Source organism: Actinomycetes bacterium (assembly GCA_035506535.1).
Lineage (GTDB): Bacteria > Actinomycetota > Actinomycetes > DATJPE01 > DATJPE01 > DATJPE01.
This window is the reverse complement of the sequence record DATJPE010000075.1, coordinates 65,226-89,895: the sequence shown is the minus strand read 5'-3', so window position 1 is coordinate 89,895 and position 24,670 is coordinate 65,226. Positions and strand designations below refer to the sequence as shown.

The 24,670-nt window shown below is 75.0% G+C and carries 24 protein-coding genes and 1 riboswitch; of the genes, 8 read left to right on the top strand and 16 right to left on the bottom strand.

Going from position 1 to position 24,670, the window contains the following annotated elements; all coding sequences use genetic code 11:
* The 3 genes from VMI11_12485 to VMI11_12475 form a co-directional block, all read left to right on the top strand.
* Nucleotides 1–688: glycine cleavage T C-terminal barrel domain-containing protein (locus VMI11_12485; GenBank protein HTY73225.1), on the top strand; the 688-nt coding region annotated here is incomplete at its 5' end.
* A gap of 145 nt (nucleotides 689–833) precedes the next feature.
* The gene (locus tag VMI11_12480) at nucleotides 834–1,424 is read left to right on the top strand and encodes a sigma-70 family RNA polymerase sigma factor (protein ID HTY73224.1); all 591 of its coding nucleotides are present in this window, start codon (nucleotides 834–836) and stop codon (nucleotides 1,422–1,424) included.
* Nucleotides 1,421–1,873 carry a hypothetical protein gene (locus tag VMI11_12475; GenBank protein HTY73223.1) on the top strand — a complete coding sequence of 151 codons (453 nt, stop codon included), beginning with the start codon at nucleotides 1,421–1,423 and terminating at the stop codon, nucleotides 1,871–1,873. Before VMI11_12480 ends, VMI11_12475 begins: the two co-directional genes overlap by 4 nt.
* Before the next feature lie 173 nt (nucleotides 1,874–2,046).
* On the opposite strand, the gene VMI11_12470 is transcribed toward VMI11_12475, so the two are convergent.
* Complete coding sequence (locus tag VMI11_12470; protein HTY73222.1) at nucleotides 2,047–2,514, bottom strand: hypothetical protein; 468 nt, start codon at nucleotides 2,512–2,514, stop codon at nucleotides 2,047–2,049.
* Between the two features lie 260 nt (nucleotides 2,515–2,774).
* Here VMI11_12470 and VMI11_12465 point away from each other — a divergent pair, with 260 nt between their 5' ends.
* Nucleotides 2,775–3,512 (top strand): DUF5317 family protein, encoded by a 738-nt coding sequence (locus VMI11_12465; GenBank protein HTY73221.1) that lies wholly within the window; start codon nucleotides 2,775–2,777, stop codon nucleotides 3,510–3,512.
* Nucleotides 3,412–6,015, top strand: coding sequence for a CHAT domain-containing protein (locus tag VMI11_12460; GenBank protein HTY73220.1), 2,604 nt, complete (start codon nucleotides 3,412–3,414; stop codon nucleotides 6,013–6,015). Before VMI11_12465 ends, VMI11_12460 begins: the two co-directional genes overlap by 101 nt.
* Here VMI11_12460 and VMI11_12455 read toward each other — a convergent pair whose 3' ends face one another.
* Both VMI11_12455 and VMI11_12450 read right to left on the bottom strand, forming a co-directional pair.
* Nucleotides 6,016–7,236 (bottom strand): S8 family serine peptidase, encoded by a 1,221-nt coding sequence (locus tag VMI11_12455; GenBank protein HTY73219.1) that lies wholly within the window; start codon nucleotides 7,234–7,236, stop codon nucleotides 6,016–6,018.
* A 112-nt stretch (nucleotides 7,237–7,348) separates the two neighbouring features.
* Nucleotides 7,349–7,963, bottom strand: a complete 615-nt coding sequence (locus VMI11_12450) for a hypothetical protein (protein HTY73218.1) — start codon at nucleotides 7,961–7,963, stop codon at nucleotides 7,349–7,351.
* 218 nt (nucleotides 7,964–8,181) lie between these two features.
* Between VMI11_12450 and VMI11_12445 the strand changes: the two genes are divergently transcribed.
* Nucleotides 8,182–8,511: a putative quinol monooxygenase gene (locus VMI11_12445; GenBank protein HTY73217.1), complete on the top strand. Its 330-nt coding sequence runs from the start codon at nucleotides 8,182–8,184 to the stop codon at nucleotides 8,509–8,511.
* Nucleotides 8,512–8,518: 7 nt separating this feature from the next.
* The gene (locus tag VMI11_12440) at nucleotides 8,519–9,355 is read left to right on the top strand and encodes a hypothetical protein (GenBank protein HTY73216.1); all 837 of its coding nucleotides are present in this window, start codon (nucleotides 8,519–8,521) and stop codon (nucleotides 9,353–9,355) included.
* 22 nt (nucleotides 9,356–9,377) lie between these two features.
* Here VMI11_12440 and VMI11_12435 read toward each other — a convergent pair whose 3' ends face one another.
* From VMI11_12435 to cbiM, 12 genes are all read right to left on the bottom strand, one after another.
* Nucleotides 9,378–10,031, bottom strand: a complete 654-nt coding sequence (locus VMI11_12435; protein ID HTY73215.1) for a response regulator transcription factor — start codon at nucleotides 10,029–10,031, stop codon at nucleotides 9,378–9,380.
* Between the two features lie 99 nt (nucleotides 10,032–10,130).
* Nucleotides 10,131–10,952 carry an adenosylcobinamide-GDP ribazoletransferase gene (locus VMI11_12430; GenBank protein HTY73214.1) on the bottom strand — a complete coding sequence of 274 codons (822 nt, stop codon included), beginning with the start codon at nucleotides 10,950–10,952 and terminating at the stop codon, nucleotides 10,131–10,133.
* Nucleotides 10,949–12,013 carry a nicotinate-nucleotide--dimethylbenzimidazole phosphoribosyltransferase gene (gene cobT, locus VMI11_12425; GenBank protein HTY73213.1) on the bottom strand — a complete coding sequence of 355 codons (1,065 nt, stop codon included), beginning with the start codon at nucleotides 12,011–12,013 and terminating at the stop codon, nucleotides 10,949–10,951. Before cobT ends, VMI11_12430 begins: the two co-directional genes overlap by 4 nt.
* 35 nt (nucleotides 12,014–12,048) lie before the next feature.
* The gene (gene cobU, locus VMI11_12420) at nucleotides 12,049–13,548 is read right to left on the bottom strand and encodes a bifunctional adenosylcobinamide kinase/adenosylcobinamide-phosphate guanylyltransferase (GenBank protein HTY73212.1); all 1,500 of its coding nucleotides are present in this window, start codon (nucleotides 13,546–13,548) and stop codon (nucleotides 12,049–12,051) included.
* Nucleotides 13,548–14,342: an ECF transporter S component gene (locus VMI11_12415; GenBank protein ID HTY73211.1), complete on the bottom strand. Its 795-nt coding sequence runs from the start codon at nucleotides 14,340–14,342 to the stop codon at nucleotides 13,548–13,550. The genes cobU and VMI11_12415 overlap by 1 nt, the downstream gene beginning before the upstream one ends.
* Nucleotides 14,339–15,994 (bottom strand): ATP-binding cassette domain-containing protein, encoded by a 1,656-nt coding sequence (locus VMI11_12410; GenBank protein HTY73210.1) that lies wholly within the window; start codon nucleotides 15,992–15,994, stop codon nucleotides 14,339–14,341. Before VMI11_12410 ends, VMI11_12415 begins: the two co-directional genes overlap by 4 nt.
* Nucleotides 15,991–17,133 carry a CbiQ family ECF transporter T component gene (locus VMI11_12405; protein ID HTY73209.1) on the bottom strand — a complete coding sequence of 381 codons (1,143 nt, stop codon included), beginning with the start codon at nucleotides 17,131–17,133 and terminating at the stop codon, nucleotides 15,991–15,993. Before VMI11_12405 ends, VMI11_12410 begins: the two co-directional genes overlap by 4 nt.
* A complete protein-coding gene (locus VMI11_12400) occupies nucleotides 17,130–18,077 on the bottom strand; it encodes an SCO2322 family protein (GenBank protein ID HTY73208.1) in 948 nt (315 codons plus the stop codon). The genes VMI11_12405 and VMI11_12400 overlap by 4 nt, the downstream gene beginning before the upstream one ends.
* Entirely contained in the window at nucleotides 18,074–19,462 is a 1,389-nt protein-coding gene (locus tag VMI11_12395) for a prenyltransferase/squalene oxidase repeat-containing protein (GenBank protein ID HTY73207.1), read from the bottom strand. Before VMI11_12395 ends, VMI11_12400 begins: the two co-directional genes overlap by 4 nt.
* Before the next feature lie 158 nt (nucleotides 19,463–19,620).
* Nucleotides 19,621–19,690, bottom strand: a riboswitch (cobalamin riboswitch).
* Nucleotides 19,691–19,748: 58 nt separating this feature from the next.
* Entirely contained in the window at nucleotides 19,749–20,633 is an 885-nt protein-coding gene (locus VMI11_12390; protein ID HTY73206.1) for an ABC transporter ATP-binding protein, read from the bottom strand.
* A gap of 5 nt (nucleotides 20,634–20,638) precedes the next feature.
* A complete protein-coding gene (cbiQ, locus tag VMI11_12385) occupies nucleotides 20,639–21,598 on the bottom strand; it encodes a cobalt ECF transporter T component CbiQ (protein HTY73205.1) in 960 nt (319 codons plus the stop codon).
* Nucleotides 21,591–22,697, bottom strand: coding sequence for a cobalt transporter CbiM (gene cbiM, locus VMI11_12380; protein HTY73204.1), 1,107 nt, complete (start codon nucleotides 22,695–22,697; stop codon nucleotides 21,591–21,593). Before cbiM ends, cbiQ begins: the two co-directional genes overlap by 8 nt.
* A gap of 127 nt (nucleotides 22,698–22,824) precedes the next feature.
* Here cbiM and VMI11_12375 point away from each other — a divergent pair, with 127 nt between their 5' ends.
* Nucleotides 22,825–23,052 carry a hypothetical protein gene (locus VMI11_12375; protein ID HTY73203.1) on the top strand — a complete coding sequence of 76 codons (228 nt, stop codon included), beginning with the start codon at nucleotides 22,825–22,827 and terminating at the stop codon, nucleotides 23,050–23,052.
* A 135-nt stretch (nucleotides 23,053–23,187) separates the two neighbouring features.
* On the opposite strand, the gene VMI11_12370 is transcribed toward VMI11_12375, so the two are convergent.
* Nucleotides 23,188–24,651: an MFS transporter gene (locus VMI11_12370; GenBank protein HTY73202.1), complete on the bottom strand. Its 1,464-nt coding sequence runs from the start codon at nucleotides 24,649–24,651 to the stop codon at nucleotides 23,188–23,190.
* Between the last annotated feature and the right edge of the window lie 19 nt (nucleotides 24,652–24,670).

Below are 24,670 nucleotides of genomic sequence, written 5' to 3'. Positions count from 1 at the left end.
GGTCGACCAGCACGAGGCGTACGGCGTCCTCGCCGTCCAGGGCCCCCGCTCCGCGGCCGTCCTCGACGCGCTCGGCCTGCCCAGCGGGCAGGCGTACCTGGGCTGGGCCGACGGGCGGTGGGAGGGCCGCCCCGTCCTGGTGTGTCGCACCGGCTACACGGGCGAGCACGGCTACGAGCTGCTCCCCGCGTGGGAGGACACCGCCGCGCTGTGGGACGCGTTGCTCGCCGCCGGCGCGGCGGAGGGCATCCGGCCCTGCGGACTCGGTGCCCGCGACACCCTGCGCACCGAGATGGGCTACCCACTGCACGGCCAGGACCTCTCCCCGTCCATCACGCCGGTCCAGGCCCGGCTGGGCTGGGCGGTCGGCTGGGACAAGCCGGCGTTCTGGGGCCGGGAGGCGCTGCTCGCCGAACGGGAGCGAGGTGCCGAGCGGCTGCTGCGCGGCCTCGAGGCGCTGGACCGGGGCATCCCGCGGCCGCACATGAGCGTGCTCGACGGCGCGGGGGAGCCGGTCGGTGAGGTCACGAGCGGGACGTTCTCCCCGACGCGGGGGCTCGGGATCGGCCTGGCCCTGCTCTCCCGCGCGGTCGGCGACGGCGACGAGGTCGTCGTGGACGTCCGCGGGCGGCCGAGCGCCTTCCGGGTCGTCCGCCCGCCCTTCGTGACGGCCGACCCGAGGCGCTGAACCGGGTGTATCAGGCGGGGCCGGGGTGGCTCTGTGCGACATGGGTTCGCTCTGCGTGATCCACCCGGACGACCGAGGCCGCGCCCGCAGGCGTGCGACAGAATGGCACCGACCGATCACCGTCCGCAGAGGATCTGTGACCCAGATGATGTCCGGCGAGGAGGTCTCGGCGCTGCTCGCGCGAGCCGCCGCGGGGGACCAGGCCGCGTGGGACGCCCTGGTGGACGGCTTCGCCAGCCTGCTCTGGGCCGTCGCCCGCGCGCACCGGCTCGACGACGCCGACTGCGCCGACGCGGTCCAGACCGCCTGGCTTCGCCTCCTGGAGAACCTCGAGCGGATCACCGAGCCCGACCGCCTGGGCGCCTGGCTGTCCACCACCGTGCGCCGGGAGTGCCTGCGCGTGATCCGGCGATCGGGGCGCGAGTACGTCGCCGACGCCGACCACCTCACGGCCATCCCCGAGCCCCGGGCCCCCGAGATGGGGGCCCGGCTCATGCTCGCCGAGCGAGACGCCGCGCTGTGGGCCGCCTTCGAGCGCATCCCCGACCGCTGCCGGCGCCTGCTTCGGGTGCTCCTGGCGGACCCGGCGCCGTCCTATCAGGACGTGTCCGCCGCTCTTGAGATGCCGATCGGCAGCATCGGGCCCACGCGCCAGCGCTGCCTGGAACGCCTTCGCCGCTTCGCGGAGGCCAACGACATGCTGTCGCTGGACAACCTGGGGGGTGCCTCGACATGAGCGAGGGCTTGGAGGAGTTCGAGGCGCGCCTTCGCCGCCTCGCCGCGGTGGCCGACCCGGTCCCGCGCCTGGTCGTCGAGTCCGGCCGGGCGGCCTTCGCGCTGCGAACGCTGGACGCCGAGCTGGCCGAGCTGGTGCACGACTCCGCGGTCGACGCCGAGCTCGTGCTGGTCCGTGGGCCCGGCGACGACGTACGGATGCTGTCCTTCGAGCACGGCAGCGTCGCCGTCGACGTGCAGGTGTCGGAGACCCCCGACGGGTGTGAGCTGCTCGGGCTGGTCACCGGCGCCGCCGGCGACGTAGAGCTCGAACAAGGCGGAGCGCGCGTCCCGGTGCCGCTCGACGCCGCCGGACGCTTCGTCGTCAGGGCGCTGCCACCCGGGCCGGTGCGGCTGCACGTGCGGGCCGCGGACGGTACCGCCGTGGCCACCTCGTGGGTGACCCTCTAGCCGGACCCGTCGTCCACAGCCTCCCCGCGGCGCCCTGTCCCGCGCGACTAGATTCGTCGGCACGCGAGGGCGCGTGCGGTGTCCCTCCGGTCCGGGGGTGGTGGGTGTGAGGACCCGATCGTCGAGCACGGGGCAGGGGCGCCCAGCACGTCAGCTCAGCGCGGCGCGGCGGCTCAGCGCAGCACGCTGGCCCGGGTCAGCGCCCGAGCCAGCCGACGCCGCTGCGTCGACGAGCGCTGGGCCGGGACCCTGACCTGAGCCACCCGCGCGGTCGCCGGCCCGCGATCGGAGGCCGCGACCGCCCGGCGGACCACCTCCGCCAGCCGGTCGGTCGTCGCCTCCGAGCGCAGGACCAGGGCAGTCGTCCCCGCCTCCAGGGCGGCGAGGACGTCGAAACCGTCGACGTCCGCGGCGACCAGGACGACGGGTACGCCGGCCCGGCGGGTGACCCGCAGCCGGATCAGCGTGGTGCGGTCCACCCGCTCGGTGGCGAGGACGGCGACCTCGGGCTGCCAGCGTGACGTCGACGGGCCGTCGATCGCCCGTACGTCGAGCTCGTGCGCGAGCGACAGGACGCCGAGCGCACCGGCGCGGCTGATCGGGTCGGCGGCGATCACCTGGACGCGGGTGCGGTGCGGCATGGGGACCGTCTCCTCCGCTGGGGGCTGTCCGCGGACAGAGCCGCGGGCACCGCACCTGATACGGACCTGCAGCTGATACGGACCCGGCCGGCGTGCGGTTCGGCCATGACCCGAAGGGGGGTGAGGGGTGTGCGCGTGCGAGCCACGACGTGGGTCGCGCGGGCGATGAGCGCCGCGGCGATGGCCGCGGTCCTCTACGCGCTCGCGGCCCCGAAGTACAAGGGCGGCTGATCGAGCGGCGGCCGGGTGAGGAGGAGCACGTGGCGGACCTGGCGTTCTTCCTGGTCCCGGCCGTCGCCGGCGTGGCGCTGGGGCTGCTCGCCGGCGGCCGGATGGGCCGCATCCGGCCGCTGCCGGCCCTCGCCTCGTCGTTCCTACTGGTCGCGGCCGCTGCCCAGGGCGTGGAGTACCGGACCCCGAGCACCCGGACCTGGGTCGAGACCCGGCTGCACCTGTCCCTGCTCGTCGTCGTGTACGTGCTCGGCGTCTGCGGCCTGCTCCTCGCCGCGGCCTCGCGCCACGGGTCCCGCTGCCGGGCGACCGCGCTCGCCGTGGTGCTCGGCGCGGTCATGAACGGCGCCGTCATCCTCGCCAACCAGGGGATGCCGAGCAGCGGGTGGGCCACGACGGCCGCGCGGGTCACCGCGAGCGATGAGCGAAAGGCCGAGCGCTCGCCCAAGTACCGCCCGCGACCGCATCCGCGCCTCGTGGCCCTCGGGGACGTGCTGCCGCTCCGGCCGGTGCACACGGTCGTCAGCATCGGCGACGTGGTCATGGCGCTCGGCCTCATGGCGTGGGTCGGCGCCGAGATGGGCTCGCGCGGCCCCGTCGTCACGTCACGACCGGCCGGGTCACGCCTCAGTGGAGAACCCCGTCGGACTCGGGCACAGTCGGGGGGTGACCGGCGTCGATTCCTCCGCCGATCTCGAGCTCTCCGCCCGCCGGGCGCTGGACCTGGTGGGCACCGACCCACGAGCAGCCCTGGGCGCGGCCGATGAGGTCCTCGCGGCGCCCCGCCGACTCCTGTCGGCCGAGGCCCGCGGCACTGCTGCCCGTGCGGCCGCGCTCGCCCTCAAGGAGCTCGGTGACCTGGACGCCGCCGAGGCGGTGCTGCGGAACGCCGTACGGGCCATCGGCGGGCAGTCCGACACGGCCGCTGCCGAGACGCGGATGTCGCTCGCCTTCATCCTGCTCGAGCGCGGCCGGACCAGGGCCGCGCTCCGCCAGGCGGACCGCGCCGCCGCCGCGCTGAGCGGGGCAGAGCATGCGCGCCTGCTCGGCCAGCGTGCGCTGGTGCTGCAGCGCTGCGGCGAGACCGAGCAGGCGCTGACCGCCTACGCGAGCGCCCTTCCCGTGCTCAGGCGGGCTGGGGACAGCCGGTGGGAGGCGCGGCTGCTCAACAACCGCGGTCTCCTCCACGCCTACCGCGGCTCGGCCGCCCAGGCCAGGGCCGACCTGCTCCGAGCCCGCGCGCTGACCCTCGCCGCCGGCCAGCACCTCGACGTCGCGGACGCCGACTGGAACCTGGGCTTCGTCGCGGCGGTGGAGGGCGACGTGCCGGAGGCGCTCACGCGGTACGCCGAGGCGGAGGCGTTCTACGCCTCCGCCGGACTTCCCCTCGGCCGCCTGCTCGTCGACCGCGCGCTGGTCCTCATGCGCTGCGGGCTGTTCGAGGACGCGCGCCGGGACGCCGGGCGGGCGGTCGAGGACCTGGCCGCGGCCGGAGCGGTGGCGGACGAGGCCGAGGCGCTGGTGGCCCTGGCCCAGGTGGAGCTGGCCGACGGGCGTACCGATCGCGCCCAGGCCGTGGCCGCATCGGCGGCGGCGCTGCTGCGTCGCCAGGACCGGCCGGCCTGGCTGCTGCTGGCCCGGTGGACGCAGCTCGTCGCGCGCTCCCCGGAGGCCGCCGATGCCCGCGTCGCGCTTCGGGCCGAGGTCCTCGCGAACGAGCTGCACGCGGCGGGCTGGCGCGAGGAGGAGCGGGCGGTGCGTCTCTGGCTGGCCCGACGCGCCCTCGCACGGGGCCGTCCGCAGCGGGCGCGCGCGTTGCTCGAGCGCGCGCGGTCGGCCGCCGCGGTCGGCACCGCGTCCCTCGAGTGGTGGGTGGTCGCGGCGATGCTGCGGCGGGCCGAGGGCAACCCGGCGGGCGCGACGCGCGCCGTCCGGGCCGGCTTGGCCCAGCTCGACAAGCAGCGCGCTCTGGTCGGCGCCACGGACCTGCGCGCCGGCGTGGCCGCTCGTGGCACCGACCTCGGCGAGCTCGCCCTCGTCCTGAGCCTCGACAGCCGTCAGGCCCGGCGCGTCCTCGAGGTCGCCGAACGGACCCGGGCCAACGCCCTGCTCATGCCGCCCGCGCGACCGCCCCGGGACCGCGACCTGGCTCGCGCCCTCACCCGGGTGCGGCGGGCGAGCGCCGCGCTCCAGGCATCCCGGCTCTCCGGCGGGCGCGACGTCGCCGCGGCCGCGGCGCTGGAACGAGCCGAGCGGGATGTCATCGCGCTGACCCGCGCGGCCCGCGGGGCGGCCTCCGCCCATCGCTCGGTCACGGTCGAGGAGCTGGCCGGCCGGCTCGGGTCGGCTGCGCTGGCCGAGTACGTCGTAGCCGGGGGCCGGCTGCACTTGCTCACCCTCGTCGACGGCCGGCTCCGCCTGCGCGACCTCGGCCCCGTCGACGCGGTGGGCGTCGAGGCCGACACGCTGCGCTTCGCCCTCCAGCGGCTGCTCACCGTCGGCTCGCCACGGCTGCACGGCGTCCTCGCGCGCTCGGCGGCGGCGGTCGCGCAGCTGGTGCTGGACCCGGCGCCGGAGCTGGGGGGCCGTGACCTGGTCATCAGCCCCGTCGGTCCCCTCCAGGCGCTCCCATGGCACTGCCTGCCCGGCCTGGAGGACCGCGCTGTCGCGGTCACCCCGTCGGCCACCCTGTGGGCCCGCGCGCCGCGCTCCGCGGCGGCGACGGAGGTCCTGCTCGTCGCCGGGCCGGACCTGCCCGCAGCCGGCCGCGAGGTCCGTGGCATCAGGCGGGCGTGGCGGCGAGGCAGGGTCCTGGAGGGGAGCGTGGCGAGCGTCGAGGCCACCATGAGGGAGCTCGGCCGCGCCGACGTGGCCCACGTGGCGGCCCACGGTCACCTGCGCGCGGACAACCCGATGTTCTCCTCGCTGCGGCTCGCCGACGGCGCCCTCACCATCTACGACCTGGAGCGGCTGCCCAGGGTCCCGCGGCTGGTCGTGCTGCCGGCCTGCCGGAGCGCGGTGAGCTCCGTGCGATCGGGCGAGGAGCTGCTGGGGCTCTCGGCCGGCTTCCTCGGGCTCGGCAGCTCGGCGGTGATCGCCGCGGTGGTCCCGCTGCCGGACGATGCGAGCGAGGTCGTCATGCGACGCGTGCACGCCCACCTGGCCCTGGGCGAGACCCCCTCCCGCGCGCTCGCTGCGGCCAGGGTCGAGCCCGCCGAGCCCGCCGTGGGGCTCGTGGCGGCGTCCTTCGTGTGCCTCGGCGCCGGGTGACTACCGCGCGACCACGTCCACGGGCGGTGAGTAGACCAGCCCCACGACGGGGTCGACGGGCAGCTCGGCCAGCAGGTCGTGCATGGCGGCGCGGGCGCTGCCGTTGACGGCCCGACGTGCGATCTCCGCCGCGACGAGGGGTGCCGCGAAGGACGTACCGCTCCATTTCGCCCAACCGGCGAACTGCGCGTCCTCATCAGCGGTCCGCCAGTGCCCGTCGACGTAGGTGCTGGCCAGGTCCACTCCCGGCGCCCAGACGTCCACCCACGACCCGTGGTTGCTGAAGGCGGCCGGCCGCGGGTGGTCGGGGTCGGTGGTGTCCAGCGCGCCCACCGCGACCACGTGCTTGAACGCGGCCGGCCAGAACGGCCGCGTGGTGGCGTCGTTGCCGGCCGCGGCCACGACGACGCGGTCCGGCCCGAGTGCCCCGAGCACGCCGTCGAGGGCGAGGGGTGCGCGGTCCTCGGCCGTGTAGCACCCCAGGGACAGGTTGATGACGGGCGCCTCGGTTCGCAACAGCTCGAGGGCCACCGAGAAGTCGGTGCCGATGCCGGTGGGGTCCAGCACCCGACCGGGGTCGATGCGCAGCGCGGGCGCCACCTGGGCCACCAGGCCGCAGATGAACGTGCCGTGACCCGCCTCGGTGTCGAGGATCCCGTCGTGGTCGGCGTCCAGGACGTCGATGTCGTCGGGGCCGAGCACGACGACCTCGCGCAGCGGGAGCTGGCTGGTCCAGCCGGCCCAGACGCCGGTGTCGAGGACCGCGATCTGCGCGCCGTCGGTGCGGGGCCGGTCCTCCCCGAGCGCCATCGCGGCGACCGGCTCCGGCTCGGTGGCCGGACCGCCCTTGTACTTCGGCCCGCCGCGCAGCACGTGGTTGGGCGCCACCGAGACCTCGGGGTCGTCGTCGGCCAGCCGCTGCAGGGTGGCGACGAGGGCTGGCACGTCGTGGTCGCCGAGCAGCCAGCGCCGTACGTCGACGCCGCCGCGCCGCATCACCTCGTTGGACTCCTGGTCGGGCTTCGCGAAGCGCTGCAGCAGCCCGTGGAAGCGGTCCTCGGCGGCCGTCGAGAGGAGCACCTCACCGGGGACGTACCAGTAGTCCGGTCCGGGGGCGACCTGGACAGCGCCGTCCCAGGTGCGGTGGCCGAGGTCGGCCGCGAGTCGCTGCTGGTAGGTGAGCCCGTCCCGCTTGCGCGGCGAGTACGACGAGTCCTGCACGGTGCCTCTCCCTCGTGTCGACCCCCAGCCGAGTGTCTATCGGGTCCACCGAGCCGGGCGGAAGCGTCCGCGCGGGTCAACGGGACGGCCGACCGACCGATCGACCGCCACCTCAGCACGCGGTCGGGCCACTCGTCCCGGTCGCGATCATCGTGACCAGTGCGGCGAGGCTAGCGCCCACCCAGAGCACGAAGAGCACTCCGAGCGCCCACGTGCGTGCACGCAGGTGGCGCGCACCGCCGGTGGCCCGTCGGCTTGGGCGCCCGGCGATGAGCAGACCGACAGCGAGGATGACCGCTTCGCCCGCGACCAGCAGGGCCACGCGCATCCCGCCGCGGCCGACCAGGCCCACCAGCAAGGCGATCGAGGCGAGCGCATAGACGAGGCGGAAGACGCGGTCCAGTCGGGGATACGCCGGAGGCGGCGCCGCCTCCGGAGCCCCTGAGCGTTCTTGCAGGAGCCCGCCCCAGAGACCACCGAGGATCAGGGCGCCCAGCCCGCCGACTACTGCCACCTCGACCAGCCAGTCGGGGCCGCCCGGGGACCAGCAGCCCCCTCCGCTGGCGCTGCTCGACGTGATGAGCCCGTGCCGCTCCAGTGAACGCGTCCCGAGGACCGCGGCGGGAATTCCGACGGCGGCGATGAGCGCCAGCGCACCCAGTCCGATCGCCCAGCCCAGGATCGTCCGCTGCCGCGTCGGGCGCTCGGCACGGTAGCCGTCCCCCATGCTGGGAAGGCTGCCACACCGGCTGGGCCGCCCGGCAGCGTTGTGCCCACTTGTGGCGGGATCGACGTCACTCCGCGGGCCCTGAGTGACGAGCAGGCCGCCACATGACGGGCAACGGGGACGAGACGCGGGCGCGCACTTGTGCTGGTGGCGCGCGGAGTGTTCGGTACCCGAAGGTGGGTCGGTCCGTTCGACGGCGTACGTCAGGAGGGGTGCGGATGATCTTCATCGTGGTGCGCTTCAAGGTGAAGCCGGACTGGCGCGACAGATGGCTGGACCTGGTCGCCGACTTCACCGCGGCCACCCGCGCCGAGCCGGGGAACCTGTGGTTCGACTGGTCGCGCAGCGTCGACGACCCGGATGAGTTCGTCCTGCTGGAGGCCTTCCGCGACGGTGCCGCCGGCGCGGCGCACGTGAGCTCCGAGCACTTCAAGAAGGCGGTGGTCGACCAACCGCAGGCGCTGGCCGAGGTCCCGCGCATCGTCAACGTCGAGGTGCCGGGTGAGGACTGGTCACGCCTGGCCGAGATGGCCCTGCCGAGGGAGTAGGTCGGCGATGGAGGACTTCGCGGGGCGCGACGCCGCGCTGGAGTACTGGTTCCTCAAGGTCGTGAGCGGCGACCTCGCGTTCCTCGTCGACTGGATCGTGCGCCGCGAGGTCGGCGAGGCCGAGGTCCGCGTCAGCCTGTGGGTGCGCGGGCGGGGCCGGGTCCTGCGCGACACGGCGCACACGTGGCGGGTGCGCGAGACGACGGTCGAGATCGCCGACGCCACGTTCACCCCCACGCTGATCGACGGCGCGGTCGACGACGTTCGGTGGGACCTGCGCGTCGTCCCTGGCACGGCCCGCCTCGATCCGGTGCCGCCCGCGGCGAAGCGGCTGCACCCCTTCGACCTGGAGCTCGTGTCGCGGCCCCGTGCCCGCTTCTCCGGGGTGGTGGAGGTCGCGGGGGAGCGCTTCACGCTGCTCGACGCGCGCGGAACGCTCACCCACTACTGGGGGCGGCGCCTGCCGGCCTCGTGGGTGTGGATCTCCGCCGACGGCCTCGACGGCGGCGACACGATCCTCGAGGCCGTCCTCATGCGGACCCGGCTGTGGCGGGTCCCGCGGGCGAGCGTGTACGGCGGGTACGTCGTCGTGGACGGTGGCGGGCGCACGACGCAGGTCGTCGCGCCGGCGTACGGCCGGATCACCGGCTCCGGGGACGAGACCTCGTTCGCGCTGCGCGCGCGGGCGCCGCGACGCCAGGTGCGGCTGACCGCGAGCGCCGACCGCGAGTCCTACAACGACCTCGGCGAGGACATCCGGCAGACGCTGCTGGCCGACGTCGCCGTCGAGGGGTGGGGTGGCGTCCGGGGCCGCTGCGGACTGGAGTTCCGCGGCCCGACGTAGCCGAGCCGGGCCCGGCGTCGGGTCAGATCAGGCCCTTGCGGACGGCGAACGCGACCGCGTGCGAGCGGTTGCGCAGCCCCAGCCGGGTCGTCATCGCGTGGACCGCGGCCTTGATGGTCCGCTCGCTGTAGGCGAGCTCGCGCGCGATCTCCAGGGTGGACAGGCCGTCGGCGAGCAGCCGCAGGATGCGCAGCTCGCGATGAGTGAAGGCGGGGACGGGTTCGCGCTGCTCGACCGGGTCGCGTTCTGCCCCGACCTGCTGCAGGAGGTGGTCGACCAGGTCGCCCGGCAGGGAGCCGTCCCCGGCGGCCGCCACCCGGATGGCCTCGGTCAGGCGTTCGTCGCTCGCCTCGACGCGGCGGACCATCGCGCTGACTCCCGCGTCGACCGTCTCGAGCGGGTCGACGCCGTCGAGGTCCCGCGCGAGCAGGACGACCCGGGCGCCGGCCTGACGGATCGCGCGCACCCGTCCCAGAGTCTCTCGGTCGATCCGGTCGGCGACGACCACGGCGACGTCGGCGCGGGCGCCGCTCGGGTCGGTGAGGGCGCTGAGCCCCACCATCTCGAGCTCCCCGCGGAAGCGGAGCACGCTGGCGACGCCGGCGCGGGAGACGGGGTCGGGGGCGAGGATGACGACGCGGGTACGGGTCGTCCGGCGGCCGAGAGTCTGGGTCATGGCGTGCTCCGGGGGCGGTCGTGGGCCTTTCGTCGTCCCGACAGAGCCCTCGCGTGCTGGCCTGATACGACCCACCTGTCCGTCCCGGGCCGCCGACGCTCAGCCGGGGGGCAGCCCGACCGGCCAGGCCGCGAGCACGAGCAGCGCCGCGGCGGTGGCCACCTCCAGGCAGGCGCCGAGGACGTCGCCGGTGATCCCGCCCAGCCGACGGCAGGCCGCGACGACGACGAGCCCGCCCGCGGCCACCCCGACGGGGACCGAGAGCACGGCCAGCAGCGCGGGCGTGCGCCCGGCGTCGTCGTCGAGGACGCCGCCGACCAGGAGACCGCCCCCGAGGACGGCCGCGGTGACGACGAGCGCGCCCGCGAGGGGTACCGAGCCCGCCACGGCCGACCCCAGGCCGTCGGGGCGTGCGGCGGGGACACCGCGCAGGCAGGCGTAGGTCACCGCGAGCCGCCCCACGACCGCGGCGCCGATCACCGCCTGCGTCCCGAGGCCGTGCAGCACCGCGTCGGAGAGCGCGGCGACCTGGAGCAGGACGACGAGCACCACGGCGGCGACACCGAACGGCCCGACGTCGCCGGACCGCATCACCTCCAGGGCCCGGGCACGGCCACGGGTGGCCCCCGCGCCGAACCCGTCGGCGGTGTCGGCCAGCCCGTCGAGGTGCAGCCCGCGGGTGAGCAGCGCCCACGTGGCCACCGCGAGCGCCGCGGGGAGCAGCGGCTCGTGGTAGGCGTGGCGGGCCGCGAAGAGCACGACCGCCGCCACCAGCCCGAGCACCCCGCCGGTCAGCGGGGCCAGCAGCATCGCCCGGCCCGCCACCGCACGGTCGACCCGGTCGGGAGGACGTACGGGCAGGGCGGTGAACGTGCCCACACAGAGCCGGGCGGCATCGCGCCACCGGGACCGTGCCGTCACGTCACGTCGGTGATGCCGTCGGACGCACCGGCCCGCTCGGAGACACCCGCCTCCTCGAAGGTCGCCATCTCGGCCAGGGTCGCCTGGGCCGCGCGCAGCAGGGGGAGGACGACGAGGGCCCCCGAGCCCTCGCCGAGGCGCAGCCCGAGGTCGAGGACCGGCTCGAGCTGCAGCCGTTCGAGGGCGTAGTGCTGGGCTGGCTCGGTCGAGCGGTGGGCGGCGAGGTACCAGCCGGTGGTCCGCGTCGAGATGCGCTGCGCCACGAGGGCGGCTGTCGCCGACACGACCCCGTCGAGCAGCACCGGGGTCCGGCGTACCGCGGCTTGCACGACGAAGCCGGTGGTGGCCGCGATGTCCGCGCCGCCGCACTCGGCGAGCAGGCCGATCAGGTCGCCGACCAGCGGGCGGCCACGGCGGGCGGCGTCGCGGACCGCCGCCGCCTTGCGCATCCACGTCTGGTCGTCGATCCCGGTGCCGCGACCCACTACCGAGGCCACGTCGGTCCCGGTCAGGACCGCGGTCAGCGCGGCGGCCGGCGTGGTGTTCCCGATCCCCATGTCACCGGGGACGAGGAGGTCGGCTCCGGCGTCGACCTCCTCGTCGGCGACGGCCACGCCCGCCTGGAAGGCCGCCTCGGCCTCCTCGCGGGTCAGCGCGGGTCCCGTCGACAGGTCGCCGCTGCCACGGCACACCTTGTACGCCGTCACGGCCTCGGGTACCGGTCCGGCGGCCTCCCAGTCCACGTCGACCCCGATGTCGAGGACCCGCACCGACGCCCCCGCGAGTCGGGCCAGCACGTTGACCGCCGCGCCGCCGGCCAAGAAGTTGCGGACCATCTGCGCGGTGACCTCGGGCGGGTACGCGCTGACGCCGGCCCGCGCCACGCCGTGGTCCGCGGCGAACACCACGACGCTCACCCGGTCGAGGGGGCGGGGCGGGCAGTCGCCCTGGACCCCGGCGAGCCACACGGCGAGCTCCTCCAGCCGGCCGAGCGACCCGGCCGGCTTGGTCAGCCGCGCCTGGCGCTCGGCCGCGCGCTGGGCGGAGAGGTCGTCGGGCAGCCCGACGGTGCGCTCGAAGGCGCCGAGGTCGACGCTCACGGTGCTTGCCTCCAGGTGGGGTCGCTTCGCTGCGCGTCCGGGGTCGACGCGTCCACGATGGTGCCCGACGGCTCGGCCAGCGCGAGAGCGCGCCCGGCGACCAGCCAGACGACCTCTTCGCACGCGGCGGCGACGGCCGCGTTGAGCCGGCCCAGCTCGTCACGGAACACCCGTCCGGACCGGGTCGCGGGGACGATCCCCTGCCCGACCTCGTTGGAGACGACGACCACACGGGCGGGGGTGGCGCGCAGGGCCGCGACGAGGTCGGCCGCTGCGGCGTCGGTGACGGCCGCCGCCCGGTCCGGGTCCTCCCACGCGCCGGAGACGTCGAGCAGCCGGGTCAGCCACAGGGTGAGGCAGTCGATGAGGACGGCGTCGCTGGGCGCGGCAGCGCGTACCGCCGCCGCCGGGTCCCCGGCCGTCCCCGGCGAGTCCCCGGCCTCGACCGTGCGCCACGACGGCGGCCGGCGACGCCGGTGGGCCGCCACCCGGGCCGACCACTCCTCGTCGCCGGGCCGCTCGCCGCCGGTGGCCACATAGGTCACCGCGGCCCGGTCGGCGAGCAGCGCCTCGGCGTACCCAGACTTCCCCGACCGTGCGCCACCCACCACGAACGTCCGCCCCCCACCCCCCGCCGGAGCTTGCTTCGAATGAACGCGGCGTTCAGTCGGACCTATTGGAGGAATGCCGCGTTCATTCGAACAAAGCTGCAGGAGGGTGGCGTCGTCGAGGACCTCGGCGCCCCAGGGGGCGAGACGGCGGCGCAGCTGGGAGGTGGGCGGGTTGTGGTGGCTCAGGTGGATGGCGACCACCCTCGTCGCGGGCGTCACCGCGCCGCGCCGGCGCAACTCGGCCAGGGTCGCCGGGAACGAGCGGAGGTCGTGGTGGTCGCCACCCAGCCCGACCGCGTCGCCGAAGGTCTCCTCCAGCAGCAGGAGGTCGTAGGTCCCCAGCGAGGCGAGCGCCCCCTCGGAGAGCGGGCCGGTGTCGGTCGCGTAGAGCAGGCGTGCGGCGTCCGGGCCGGTCACGTCCCACAGCACGCACTCGCCGGTCACCTCGTCGCCGTGGGTGGCGGGCAGCGCGGCGACCCGGTACCCGTCGCACTCGAACACCTCGCCCGCCCGCACCTCGTGCAGCGTCACCGGGTCCCGCGGCCCGAGCCACGGCCGGCACGCCTCGACCGCGGCCGCCGGCCCGTGCAACGTCAGCGGCTCCGCCCGCTCGGCCCAGGCCCGCCACAGCAGCGCCGCCGGCGCGGTGTGGTCGACGTGCGCGTGGGTGAGCAGCAGGTGCCGGACGCCAGCGAGCGAGCGCCCGGCCCGCCCCGCCGCGAACGGGGCGGTCGGCCCGCAGTCGAGCAGCAGGACGCCGTCGACCAGCGCGCACGTCTGCAGGCGGACCCGCCCCGCCGAGCGCTCGGCCGCGCAGGAGGCGCAGCGGCAGAACGCGTTCGGCCAGCCGTCCGCGGAGCCCGTACCGAGCAGGACGACGTCCATCAGCGACCCGCGGTGACGAACTCGACCGGGGCGTCGAAGGCCGCCCGCCGGGCCGAACGCCGCAGCGCGCGCAGCACCGGCCCGCCGACGACCAGGACCAGCACGAGGTTGCCCACGGCCCGCGGTACGTCGAACCCGAGCGACGTCGTCAGCCAGAACACGAGGAAGCGGTGCAGGTTCTCGGCCAGAGGTGCCCCGGCTACGAACGAGACGCTGGAGGTCGGCCCGGCGGTGAACGGCCAGAACCACAGATCGAGGAGGGCGCCGTACGCCAGGCCCGCGAGGGCCCCGTACGCCGCCACGAGCCGGACCTCCGCCCGCCCGGTCGCCCGCGGCAAGCAGCCCGCGAGCATCCCGACCCAGGCCGCCCCGAGCATCTGGAACGGCAGCCACGGCCCGACCCCGCCGGTGAGCAGCGCCGAGGCGAACAGCGTGGTCGCGCCGAGGACGAACCCGAAGCCGCGGCCCAGCGCCCGGCCGGCGAGCACGACGAGCAGGAACACGGGCGAGAAGCCGGTCACGCCGCCGCCGAGCGGTCGCAGCGCCGCGCCGACGGCGGCGAGCACGCCGAGCATCGCGATCGCCTTGGCGTCCAGGGCGCCGTCGCCGAGCTCGGCCAGCACGACGGCCAGCAGCAACGGCACCAGGACCGCGAACAGCAGCGGGGCGTCGCCGGCGTGCGCCAGCCCGCTGCCCGGGTCCGCGAGCAGCGGCCAGCCGAAGGCGACCACGCCGACCAGCGACACCAGCCCGAGTGCGGCCGTGGACCTCGGGGTCAGCCGCACGGCGCTCATCCGGTCGCCCGCAGGGTCTCGGCGGCGTCGGCCACCGTCAGCCACGGCAGGGGGGCGAACACCTTCGCGACCTGGGGGGCGTAGGCGGGGGAGGAGGTGATGACGGCGGTCGTCGGGCCGTCGGCGACCACCTCGCCGTCGGCCAGCACGACCACTCGCGTCGCGACCTCGGCGACGAGCTCGACGTCGTGCGTCGCGAGGACGACCGCGTGCCCGGCGGCGGCGCGGGCCGCGAGGATGGCGACCAGGCGCGCCTTGGTCGGGTAGTCCAAGCCGCGGGTCGGCTCGTCGAGCAGCAGCAGCGGCGGGTCTGCGGCGAGGACCACCGCCAGCGCCAGCGCCAAGCGGCCGCCCTCGGAGAGGTCGCGGGGGTGGGCGTCGGGCGCGACACCCGGCGCGAGGTGGGCGAGCAGCCGGTACGTCGTCCCGGCCGCGACGCCCGCATCCCGGTCCGCGGCCGCGCACTCCTCGGTGACGCTCTCGGCCCACAGCAGGTCACCGGCGTCCTGGGGGACCAGCCCCACGCGCTCGAGGAGGGCGGGGCCGGTCAGGGTGTCCGGGGGGACGCCGCCGACGCGGACCTCCCCGTGGTCGGGCTCGACCGCGCCGACGAGGGCCTGGAGCAGCGTGGACTTGCCGGCCCCGTTGCGGCCCATGACCGCGACCACCTCTGCTGGCCCCACCGCGAGGTCCACGGCGCGCAGCGCCACCGTGGCGCCGTAGCGCACGGAGAGGCCCCGCGCCGCGGCGATCCCAGGAGATGCCTGTCGTGAGCCGGCACCCGGGGAGACGCCGGGTCGGGAGGCGGCTGTGCTGAGGGGGTGGGGCGGGGCTGCCGCGGTGAGGCGCTCGCGCAGCGGGGCGGCGCGGCGGCGGGCGTCGCGCACCGACAGTGGCAGCGGGTCCCAGCCGGCGATGCGGCCGAGCTCGACGACGGGCGGGACCACCGGGGAGTCCGCCAGCACGGTGGCCGGGTCGCCGGCCACCAGTGGCCCGCCGTCCCCGGTGAGGCGGACCACGCGGTCGGCGTACTGCACCACCCGCTCGAGGCGGTGCTCGGTGACGAGCACGGTGAGCCCGAGGTCGTGGACCAGCCGCTGGAGCGCGGCGAGGACCTCCTCGGCCGCCGGGGGGTCCAGCGCCGAGGTCGGCTCGTCCAGGAGCAGGACCTTGGGGTGCATCGTGAGCACGGCCCCGAGCGCGACCCGCTGCCGCTGGCCCCCGGAGAGCGACAGCAGAGGCCGGCGACGCAGGTCGGCGAGCCCGAGCAGGTCCAGGGTCTCCTCGACCCGCCGCCGCATGACGTCGGCCGGCACGCCGAGGCTCTCCATGCCGTAGGCCAGCTCCTCCTCGACGACGTCGGCCACGAAGCCGGCCAGCGGGTCCTGGCCCACGATGCCGACCAGGTCAGCGAGCTCGCGCGGCGGGTGGGTCCGCGTGTCGCGGCCGCCGACGCTGACCCGTCCGGCGAGGCGCCCCCCGGAGAAGTGGGGGACCAGCCCGTTGACCGCCCGCAGCAGCGTGGACTTCCCCGACCCGGTGGGGCCGACGACGAGGCACAGCTCGCCCTCGGGCACGACGAGGTCGACCCCCGCGAGCACCGGCCGGGCCGCGCCCTCGTAGGTGATGGTGACGTCCTCGAAGCGGATCACGCCCGCACCCCCGCCCCGGCGCGCAGCGCGCTGTCAGGCGTTTCGCCAAGCCCTCGTTGCCGAACGCCTGACACGTCAGTCGGGTGGGGGGTGACCCAGGCCGGGAGCAGGCCGAGGAGGACGGCCAGCGCCGGCAGCACGGGCAGGCCCGGCCAGGTGAGGGTCCCGGCGGCCCCCTGCAGGGCCGCCGGGTCGAGCGTCGAGACGGCGACGAGCACCCCCGCCGCGACGGCCCCCGAGCCTGCGGTCAGCCACTCCGGGACCCGCCACGGGTCGGGGCGGTACCGCGAGCGCACGCGCCGCCGTCCGCCCAGCACGAGCCCGGCGACCGCGAGCAGCACCCCGCCGAGCAGGATCGGCAGTCCCAGCCAGGACGGCGAGCCCGCGTCCAGCAGGCCGTACGTCCCCGCGGTCACCCCGACCAGGCCGGCGAGCGTGCACGCGGCCGTCGTCCGGCGCACCGAGGGGCTGACGTCGGCGCGGCGCCCGTACCCGCGGGCGTCCATCGACGCGGCCAGCTGCACCGAGCGCTCCAGCGCGTCCTCCAGCACCGGCAGGCCGGTCGAGCGCACCGCCGCCATCCCGCGGGTCGGCCGGCCCCGCAGCCGTCGCGCCGCCCGCACCCTCCGGACGTCGGCCACGGCCTGCGGCGCCAGGCTCAGCGCCACCACGACGGTGAGGCCGACCTCGTACAGCGCCGTGGGCAGGCTGGCGAGCAGGCGCGACGGGCTGGCCAGGGACGACGCCGCCCCGATGCACGCGATCACCGCGGCGACTCGCAGGCCGTCCTGCAGGGCGGCGAGCAGTCCCTCCGCCGAGACCGGGCCGCCGACGCCCACCCCCGCCATCCACCCGGGCATCGGCACCTGGGGCAGCCGGAAGAGGACGGTCGGGCCGGCGTCGGCGCCGAACACGATCTCGAAGGCCATCCGCACGAGCAGGAACATGGCCCCCACGACCAGGGCGGCGCGGTAGGTGCCGGCCCACGGCGCGTCGGTACGCCGTGCCGCGACGACGTAGGCCGTCACGGCGATGACGAGCAGGAGCAGCAGCACCTGAGTCGTCCGGCTCGCGGCGGTCGCCAGGCCGAGGGCCCACAGCCACCAGGCTCCCGGATGCAGCGCACGCGGCAGTCTCACGCGCGCCTCCGCGCGGCCCAGGCACCGCCGGCCACGACCGCGACGACCGCGATCCCGCCGACGAAGGGCCAGGGCGAGCCGTGCCCCGAGGCGGCCCCGACATCACCGACGACGAGCGAGGGTCCCGCCGCGGCGATCGCCGGGGGAGGACTGGTTGCCGGGCCCGAGCTGGGCGGCCCGGCGGGGGCGTGGCTGGGCGCCGCGGAGCTCCTCGTCCCCGCGGGCGACGTCCGGGAGGCCGTGGCCGTCGCGGCCGACCGCGCCGACGCCCGGGTCGGGGAGGGGTCGGTCGGCCGGCTCGACGAGGGCCGCGCCGACGAGGGTGCCGGTGCGCCGTGCGCTGGCGAGGTGTGCGTCCCCCCGCTGTGCGCCGACCCGCTGTGCGCCGCCGAGGGCGTCGTCGTGACCAGCGGCGCGCACTCGGTTCGCGGATAGCCGTCGAGGCCGCAGACCAGGCCGCCCTGCTCGCGCACGCTCACGTGGGCGGCCCGCAGGACGTCGAACCCGTCGGCGTTCGCCGCCACGGTGGTGCAGGTGGCGACGACGCCACCCGGTGGCTTCTCGCCAGGCGGGGCGTCGGAGGCCGTCCCGTAGTCGACGACCAGCGCGACGAGCTTCTGCCCGGCGGCGGCCGTGAGTCCGGAGCAGGCGCGGTTGTACGCCGTCGCCGGGTCCGCCCGTGGCGCTGGCGCGCTGGCCGTGCCCGGCGAGACGGCGAAGCGCCAGCCCTCGACCGCGCCGGGGCTCGGTCGGTACGTCGCCCCGGCGCCGGCGAAGGTCCAGGTGGCGGACCCGGGTGCGGCGTGCCAGTACGACCAGTACCGGTACGCCGACGCGCGCGCTGGCGTCACCCCCAGCGCGAGCACCCCCGCCACGGCCGCCAGGACGGCCACCACCGCTGCGGCGGCGGCCCGGGGCGCGACGTAGCGGGAGGTGGGTCTCACGTCCGTCGCCGCCCGAACCGAAGCAGGGCAGCGCCCGCGACGACGAGCAGCAGCCCAGCGACGCCCAGGCCGGGTGCAGCCCCCGTCCGGGGCAGCGTGGCTGCGGGGGTCGTCGACGCGGCGGACGTCGCCGTCGACGGCGACGAGCTCGCTGACCCACCCTCCGAGGCTGAGGAGCTCGGGGACGGCGACGCTGAGGCACCTTCGCCGGTCAGCGTGGCCGCGATGCGCGAGGCGTAGGTCCGGGCCGTCCCGGGGTGGCCCAGCACCGCGGAGCTGAGCGCGGCCAGCCCGAGCGCTCCTGGGCTGTCCGTGCTCTGCGCGGCGCGGGCCGAGCCGCGAGCTCCCGCGGTGGTGATGGTCGAGGGCAGGCCGGCGTACAGCGACTCCGCGGCGTCGTGGTGGGTGAGCGTTGCAGCGAAGGACAGGATCGCCCAGCCCACGTTGGTGCCGGTCACCGCGCCGGACCTCGCCTGGGCGGCCAGCCAGGTGGCGGCCCAGTGCGCGACGTCCGCGCCGCTGGGCGAGGCGCTCGACGCGGTGCTCGGGGCGCTGGGGTCGGCGGCGGATGGGCTCGACGGCGTGGACGGCGACGTGGTGGGGGTGGCGGACGAGCTCGAGGTCGGCGTGCTGGTCGACGCGGCCGGGCACGGCAGCGCCGCGCCGCCGTCGGCCCAGGTGCCGGCGGCGGGGACGGGGTCGACGAGGCTCAGGCCGGCCAGCCCCGGCACCGCCTGCACCGTGGCCAGGACGTTGGGGGCGCCGCCGGAGTACGGCGTGGCCAGGCCGCCGCGATCGGCCTGGTCCGTCGGTGCCGAGCCGCTGCCGCAGCCGACCTGCAGGCCGGCCAGGTATGCCGTACCGCCCGCATCGACCCCGTCGCCCGCGGCGGCGAGCGCCGCCATCACCAGGCCGGTCGAGTTGGGGTCCGACGACCCGCCGCCGACGATGAACGGCCAGCCCCCGTCGCGGTCCTGGGCCTTGCGCAGCACCGTGGCGGCGCGATCGGCCTGCGCACGATGGCCGGTCGCGAGCAGGGCCTCGAGGGCGAGGGACGTCGCGTTCGTGTCGATGCCGCCGGTGTACTTCGCCGGGTCGTAGCCCGGGCAGCCCTTGGCCGGGTTCGGGTTGTACGACGAGAAGCCGCCGCCGGCGCACTGCTGGGCCAGCAGCCACGCCACCGCCGAGGCGTCCGGCGCGACCCCTGCCGCGTGGAGGCCGAGGATGGCCAGGGACTGGCGGAAGACACCGTCGTAGGTGGGGTCCCCGGAGCCGTACAGGCCGACGTTCGACCCGCCGGCCGCCTGCGACGGCGCGGCCCACCCGAGCAGGATCGCGGTCGTGACCGTGACGGCCGCGGCCACGCGGCGGGTGATGATCGGCACGGCAGGCCTTTCGCGCTGGGTCCGCGCGGGCGGGGCTCGGATGGCCCCGACATGGCTGCGCCCTCGCCGCAGGGATGCGGGCGAGGGCGCGAGCGGGTCGGTGACCCGGGCTCCGTCCCGCAGACCACGACGGGTTGGTGAGCATCTCGCGCCCGGCAGGTATCCCGGCTCGCCACGCGATGCGTGGCCCACGGTTGCGGGTCAGCGCCGGAGTTCGACCGGCTTCCCCTGCGCGAGTGCGTGTGTGGAGTTGTGCGCGTGACGCTCTCATGCGCCACGCGGCCTGTCAAAGCCCTGCGGGTCGGGGTTGTTGGTTGGCTCCGTCATGATGATGGCCGCCAGCCGAGTGCACATGGCTGTGCACCGTCTCGCCGCTGGGGCCGCCGTGGCGGTGGGTGTGCTCGTGCACCAGGTTGGTCGCCAGGAGCAGCGCACGGTCGGCCAGGATCTCTCCGGGCGAGCCGGTCGCCATGACGGTGTGATCCTCGCCGAAGACCACGCACCGGTCGGCGACCTGTTCGAGGACCTCGAGGTCATGGGTGGCGAGCACGATGGTCCTCCCAGCCTTGTTCAGCTCGAGGATCAGCTCAGCCAGCCACTGCTGGGTGCGTGGGTCCAACGCCGCGGTGGGCTCGTCGAAGAGCAGCACTTCCGGGTTCATCACCAGCACCGACGCGATGGCGACTCGCTTCTTCTGCCCCCCCGACAGTTGGAACGGGGCCCTGTCGATCAGGTCCGAGATGCCCAGCATCGCCAGGACGTCGTCGACCCTGGCGAGGGTCTCCTCGCGGTCCAAGCCCAGCTGGAGGCATCCGAACGCGACCTCCTCCCGCACGGTTGGCGAGAAGACCTGGGCGTCTGAGTTCTGGAACACGAAGCCGATCCGGGAGCGAAACCCCATCGCGAACTGCTCGTCCTCGAGCGCCTCCTCGGTCACCAGCTCACCGAATGCGTGGTAGGAGCCCTCGGCGGGATGAACCAGGCCGTCGAGAATCTTCAGCAAGGTTGACTTGCCGCAGCCGTTCGGGCCGAGAAGAGCGACGCGCTCGCCGCGCCGGACGTCCAGGGAGACCCCGCGAAGGGCGGGGAAGCGGTCGAGGTAGGAGTAGACGAGGTCGCGGCAGAAGAGGACAGCGTCATCCGGTACGTCTGCCGGCGGGGCCGGAGCCACCTTCGTCAGCGCCCGATTCCGGTTGATCGTCCCGCGATGACGATGGCTGCGCACACGAGAAGCGTCACCACCGCGAAGACGGCGTCGACCCGTCGAAGGCGCAGTGCCTGGACGGTCCGGGCATCGCCGCGATAGCCCCGGGCCACCATGGCTTGGTAGACCTCTTCGGAGAGCTGGTGCGCCTTGCCGAACAGCGCACCGGCGCTCGTCCCCAGGAACTCTCGGGCGGCACGGTCGTGCTTCTGGGCACCCACGCTGCGTGCCCGTCGTGACTCGTACATCTCCGTGACCGATCCGAGCAGCAGGAAGATGTACCGGTACGCCATGCCGATCACGAGCACGAACATGCGAGGTACGCCGAGGCTGCGCAGAGCCGCGAGCAGGCGTACCCAGGTCGTGGTGAGGGTGAGCAGGACCACGAGCGAGATCGAGACGGCGACCCGGCAGACCAGGAGGGCCGCTGTGGTCAGGCCCTGCTTCGTCAGCCCGACCGTCTGACCGTGCCAGGTCCACAACGGGACCACGACCTCTCCCGGCGTGACGATCGAGAGTGTGGCCGGCGCGACTACCACCAGGGTGAACACCGGGACGAAGAGCCACACCCGTTTCACGAAGAACCGCAACGGGATCTCGGAGGCGAACGCCAGAAGCAGCGTCAGCAGGTAGACCCCCGCCAGCACCACGATGCTGTGCACGGTGGAGGCGGCCACCAGAACGGCCAGCAGAGCTACGAGCTTGGCCCGCGGGTCGATGCGCTGCAGCAGGCCCTGCTGGGCCGCCGAGTCCTCGCTGAACATCACCTGGCGGAGCAGCTCTGCACTGCCGGTCAGGGTCTTCTCGACGAAGGATCCCTTGCGCCTCCTGCCGATGCAGCCGCAGGGGCAGAGCGCCACCTCACGTTGCAGCAGCCAGTCCGGAGCCACGCCGACCCCACGGTCGAGCGCGGTCCGAGCGGCCTCAGGCATGCACACCATTGTCGCTGCGCGGTTCGGTGACGGTCGGCGCGGGTGGTGCGCCGGTGCCCCGGACGAGTGCGAAGTCGATGATCTTGCCGATCACGAAGATCGCGAGGGCGATCACCGCGATGCCGACGATCGCGGACACGACGTAGCCGATGTTGGGGTGGTCGCCGTCGTGGAACCCGTACCCGCCCAGCAGCGTGTGGCTCCAGAAGCCGTTGTATCGCGCGAGCCCGGTGGGGATCGCGCTCAGGCCGAGCTTGTGGAGGTTGAGGTCGGCGGGAGCGTCCTCGCCGAACGCGCCTCCTGGCGCGAGCAGCCCGATCGGAGTCAGTACCACCATCACCGCGATGAACCCCAGCGCCACCTGTCCGGGTGTGATCCGGGTGGGCCGGACCGGCTGGTCCCCTGCATGCACCGGGATGCCCGGGTGGTTGGGCACCAGCCGGCTGACGTCGGCCCGCTGCAGGTAGGCCAGCACACCCGCGGTGAGGATCGCCTCCGCTGCTCCGGCCGCCGTGAGGTGGGCGAGCAGCATGGCCGGGATGGTCTGGCTCAGGTGGTAGGGGGAGTACAGCGGCGTGCCGTTGGCGGAGTGGAACAGGTCCGGCTGGATGCCGAGCTCGAATCCCGCGGCCAGCGCGGCGGCGTTGATTCCGACATAGCCGCCGACAGCCGCCGCCAGGACGCGCCGACCGCTGGTCAGGGGGGACCGTCCGGCCACGAGCCGGTACACCGCGAACCCGACGATCGGCAGGATGATGGCCATGTTCGTGACATTCACCCCGTAGCTCAGTACGCCGCCGTCGCCGAAGAGCAGCGCCTGGAAGAGGAGTGCCACCGATACCGCGATCACCGCCGCCGGGGGACCCAGGCAGATCGCGATGATCGTGCCTCCGACGGCATGGGCCGTCGTGCCGTCCGGGATCGGCACGTTGAACATCATCACGAGGAAGCTCATCGCCGAGAGCACGGCCAACATGGGGACGCTGCGGGTCTTCACGACCCGGGTCACCCGTCGTGAGGCGACGACCCATGTCGGGACGGCGATCGCGAAGCCGACCAGGCAGGTCTGGGGGCTCAGGTAGCCGTCCGGAATGTGCATGGCTCCTCCTCGCCGACCGTGCAGCGTGCGCCGCGTGATGCGTCGGGCTCAGTCTGCAGTTGCGAATCGTTCGCGACAAGCCCTCTTGCAAACAACTTGCAACAAGAGTCGGCCCTAGGCTCGGGTCATGAGCTGGACCTGGCGGTATGAGAACCGAGACGGCGAGACGTTGCCGCCCGAAGTCCTGCCGGAGCTGGGTGAGGTGGCCTCGTCGCCGTCGTTCCCGACCCAGGCCGACGCCGAGTCGTGGGTCGGTGAGGTCTGGCGCGACCTGGCTGCCCGCGGGGTGGACCAGGTCAGCCTCTTCGAGGACGGGCGCCTGGTCTACGGCCCGATGAGCCTGCACCCCGCCTGACCCTTGTATCCCTAATGCACCCCTTCTATCCCTAATGAACCCCTTCTATCCCGAATGAACGCGGCGTTCCTACGGACCTAGTGGAGGAACGCCGCGTTCATTCGACGACAGGGGGCCTCGGACAGGGGGCCTCGGTCAGGCGGCCTCGGCGATCGCGGCGGCCTCGAGCTCGGGGAGACGCTCCTCGGCCGGGCGCAGGGGGCGGGCGCCGATGCGCGAGGCGAGCAACGCCGCGAGCGCGACGAGGACGCCGGCGAGGACGAAGGCCCGGTCGGCGCCGTACACAAAGGCGTGCACCGGGCCGGCCTGGGCGGCGTGAGCCCGTACGGCGGACCCGAACACGGTGACCAGCACCGCGAGGCCGAGCGACCCGCCGACCTGCTGGGCGGCGTTGACCAGCCCGGACCCGGCACCGGAGTCCTCGGGCGCCACCCCGGCGAGCGCCGCCGCGGTCAGCGGCACGAACGCCAGGCCGTTCCCGATGCCCAGGGCGAGCAGAGACCCGATGACCTCCGGGTAGCCGCTGGTGATACCGAGGCGGCCCAGCAGGAGCAGGCCGGTCGCGGACAGGGCCATGCCGCCGACCATGACCAGTCGCGGGTTCACCCGGCCCATCAGCCGCCGCGCGCTCACCTGGCTGCTGATGAACAGCGCGATCGTCAGCGGCAGGAACGCCAGGCCGGTCCGCACCGCCGAGTAGTGCAGGACGTCCTGCAGGAACTGGGTGAGGAAGAAGAACACGCCCATCACCCCGCCCCAGAGCAGCATCCGCGAGACGTAGGCTGCCACCCGGTCCGGGCTGGCGAACAGCCGCAGCGGGGTGATCGGGTTCGTCGCGGTGCGCTCGACGGCGACGAAGGTCGCGATGAGGGCCAGGCCCACCGCGAACGCGATCAGCGTCCCCGGGTCACGCCAGCCGTCGGAGGCGGCGCGGACGAATCCGTAGACCAGTGCCGCCATGCCGATCGTCGAGCTGACGGCGCCGGGTACGTCGATCCCGCCGCGGGCCCGCTCGGTGTGCGGCAGCGCCCGACCGGCGAGGGCCACGAGCACGACGCCGACCGGCACGTTGATGAAGAAGACCCAGCGCCAGCTGAGGAACTCGGTCAGCGTGCCGCCGAGGATGAGGCCGACGGCGCTGCCGCCGATCGAGACCCCGGTGTACAGGCCCAGGGCCCGCGCGCGCTCGCGTCCCTCGGGAAAGCTGATCATGAGCAGGGCCAGCGCGGAGGGCGCGGCGAAGGCGGCGCCGACGCCTTGGACGGCGCGGGCGGCGAGGAGCACCGCCGGCGAGGCGGCGAGGCCGGCGACCATGGAGGCCGCCGTGAACACGACCACGCCGGCGACGAAGACCCGCCGTCGGCCGTACAGGTCCCCGGCGCGGGCGCCGAGCAGCAGCAGGCCGCCGAAGGTGAGGGTGTAGGCGTTGAGGACCCAGGACAGGTCGGTACGGCTGAAGCCGAGCGAGCTCTGCAGGTCCGGAAGCGCGATGTTCACGACGGTGACGTCGAGGACGACCATCAGCTGGGCGAGCAGGATGACGGACAGGGCGAGCAGGGAGCGTGGCCTGGTGGGGGCCGTGGCGGGGGTGACTGGCATTCGAGGCGCTCCTGAGCGA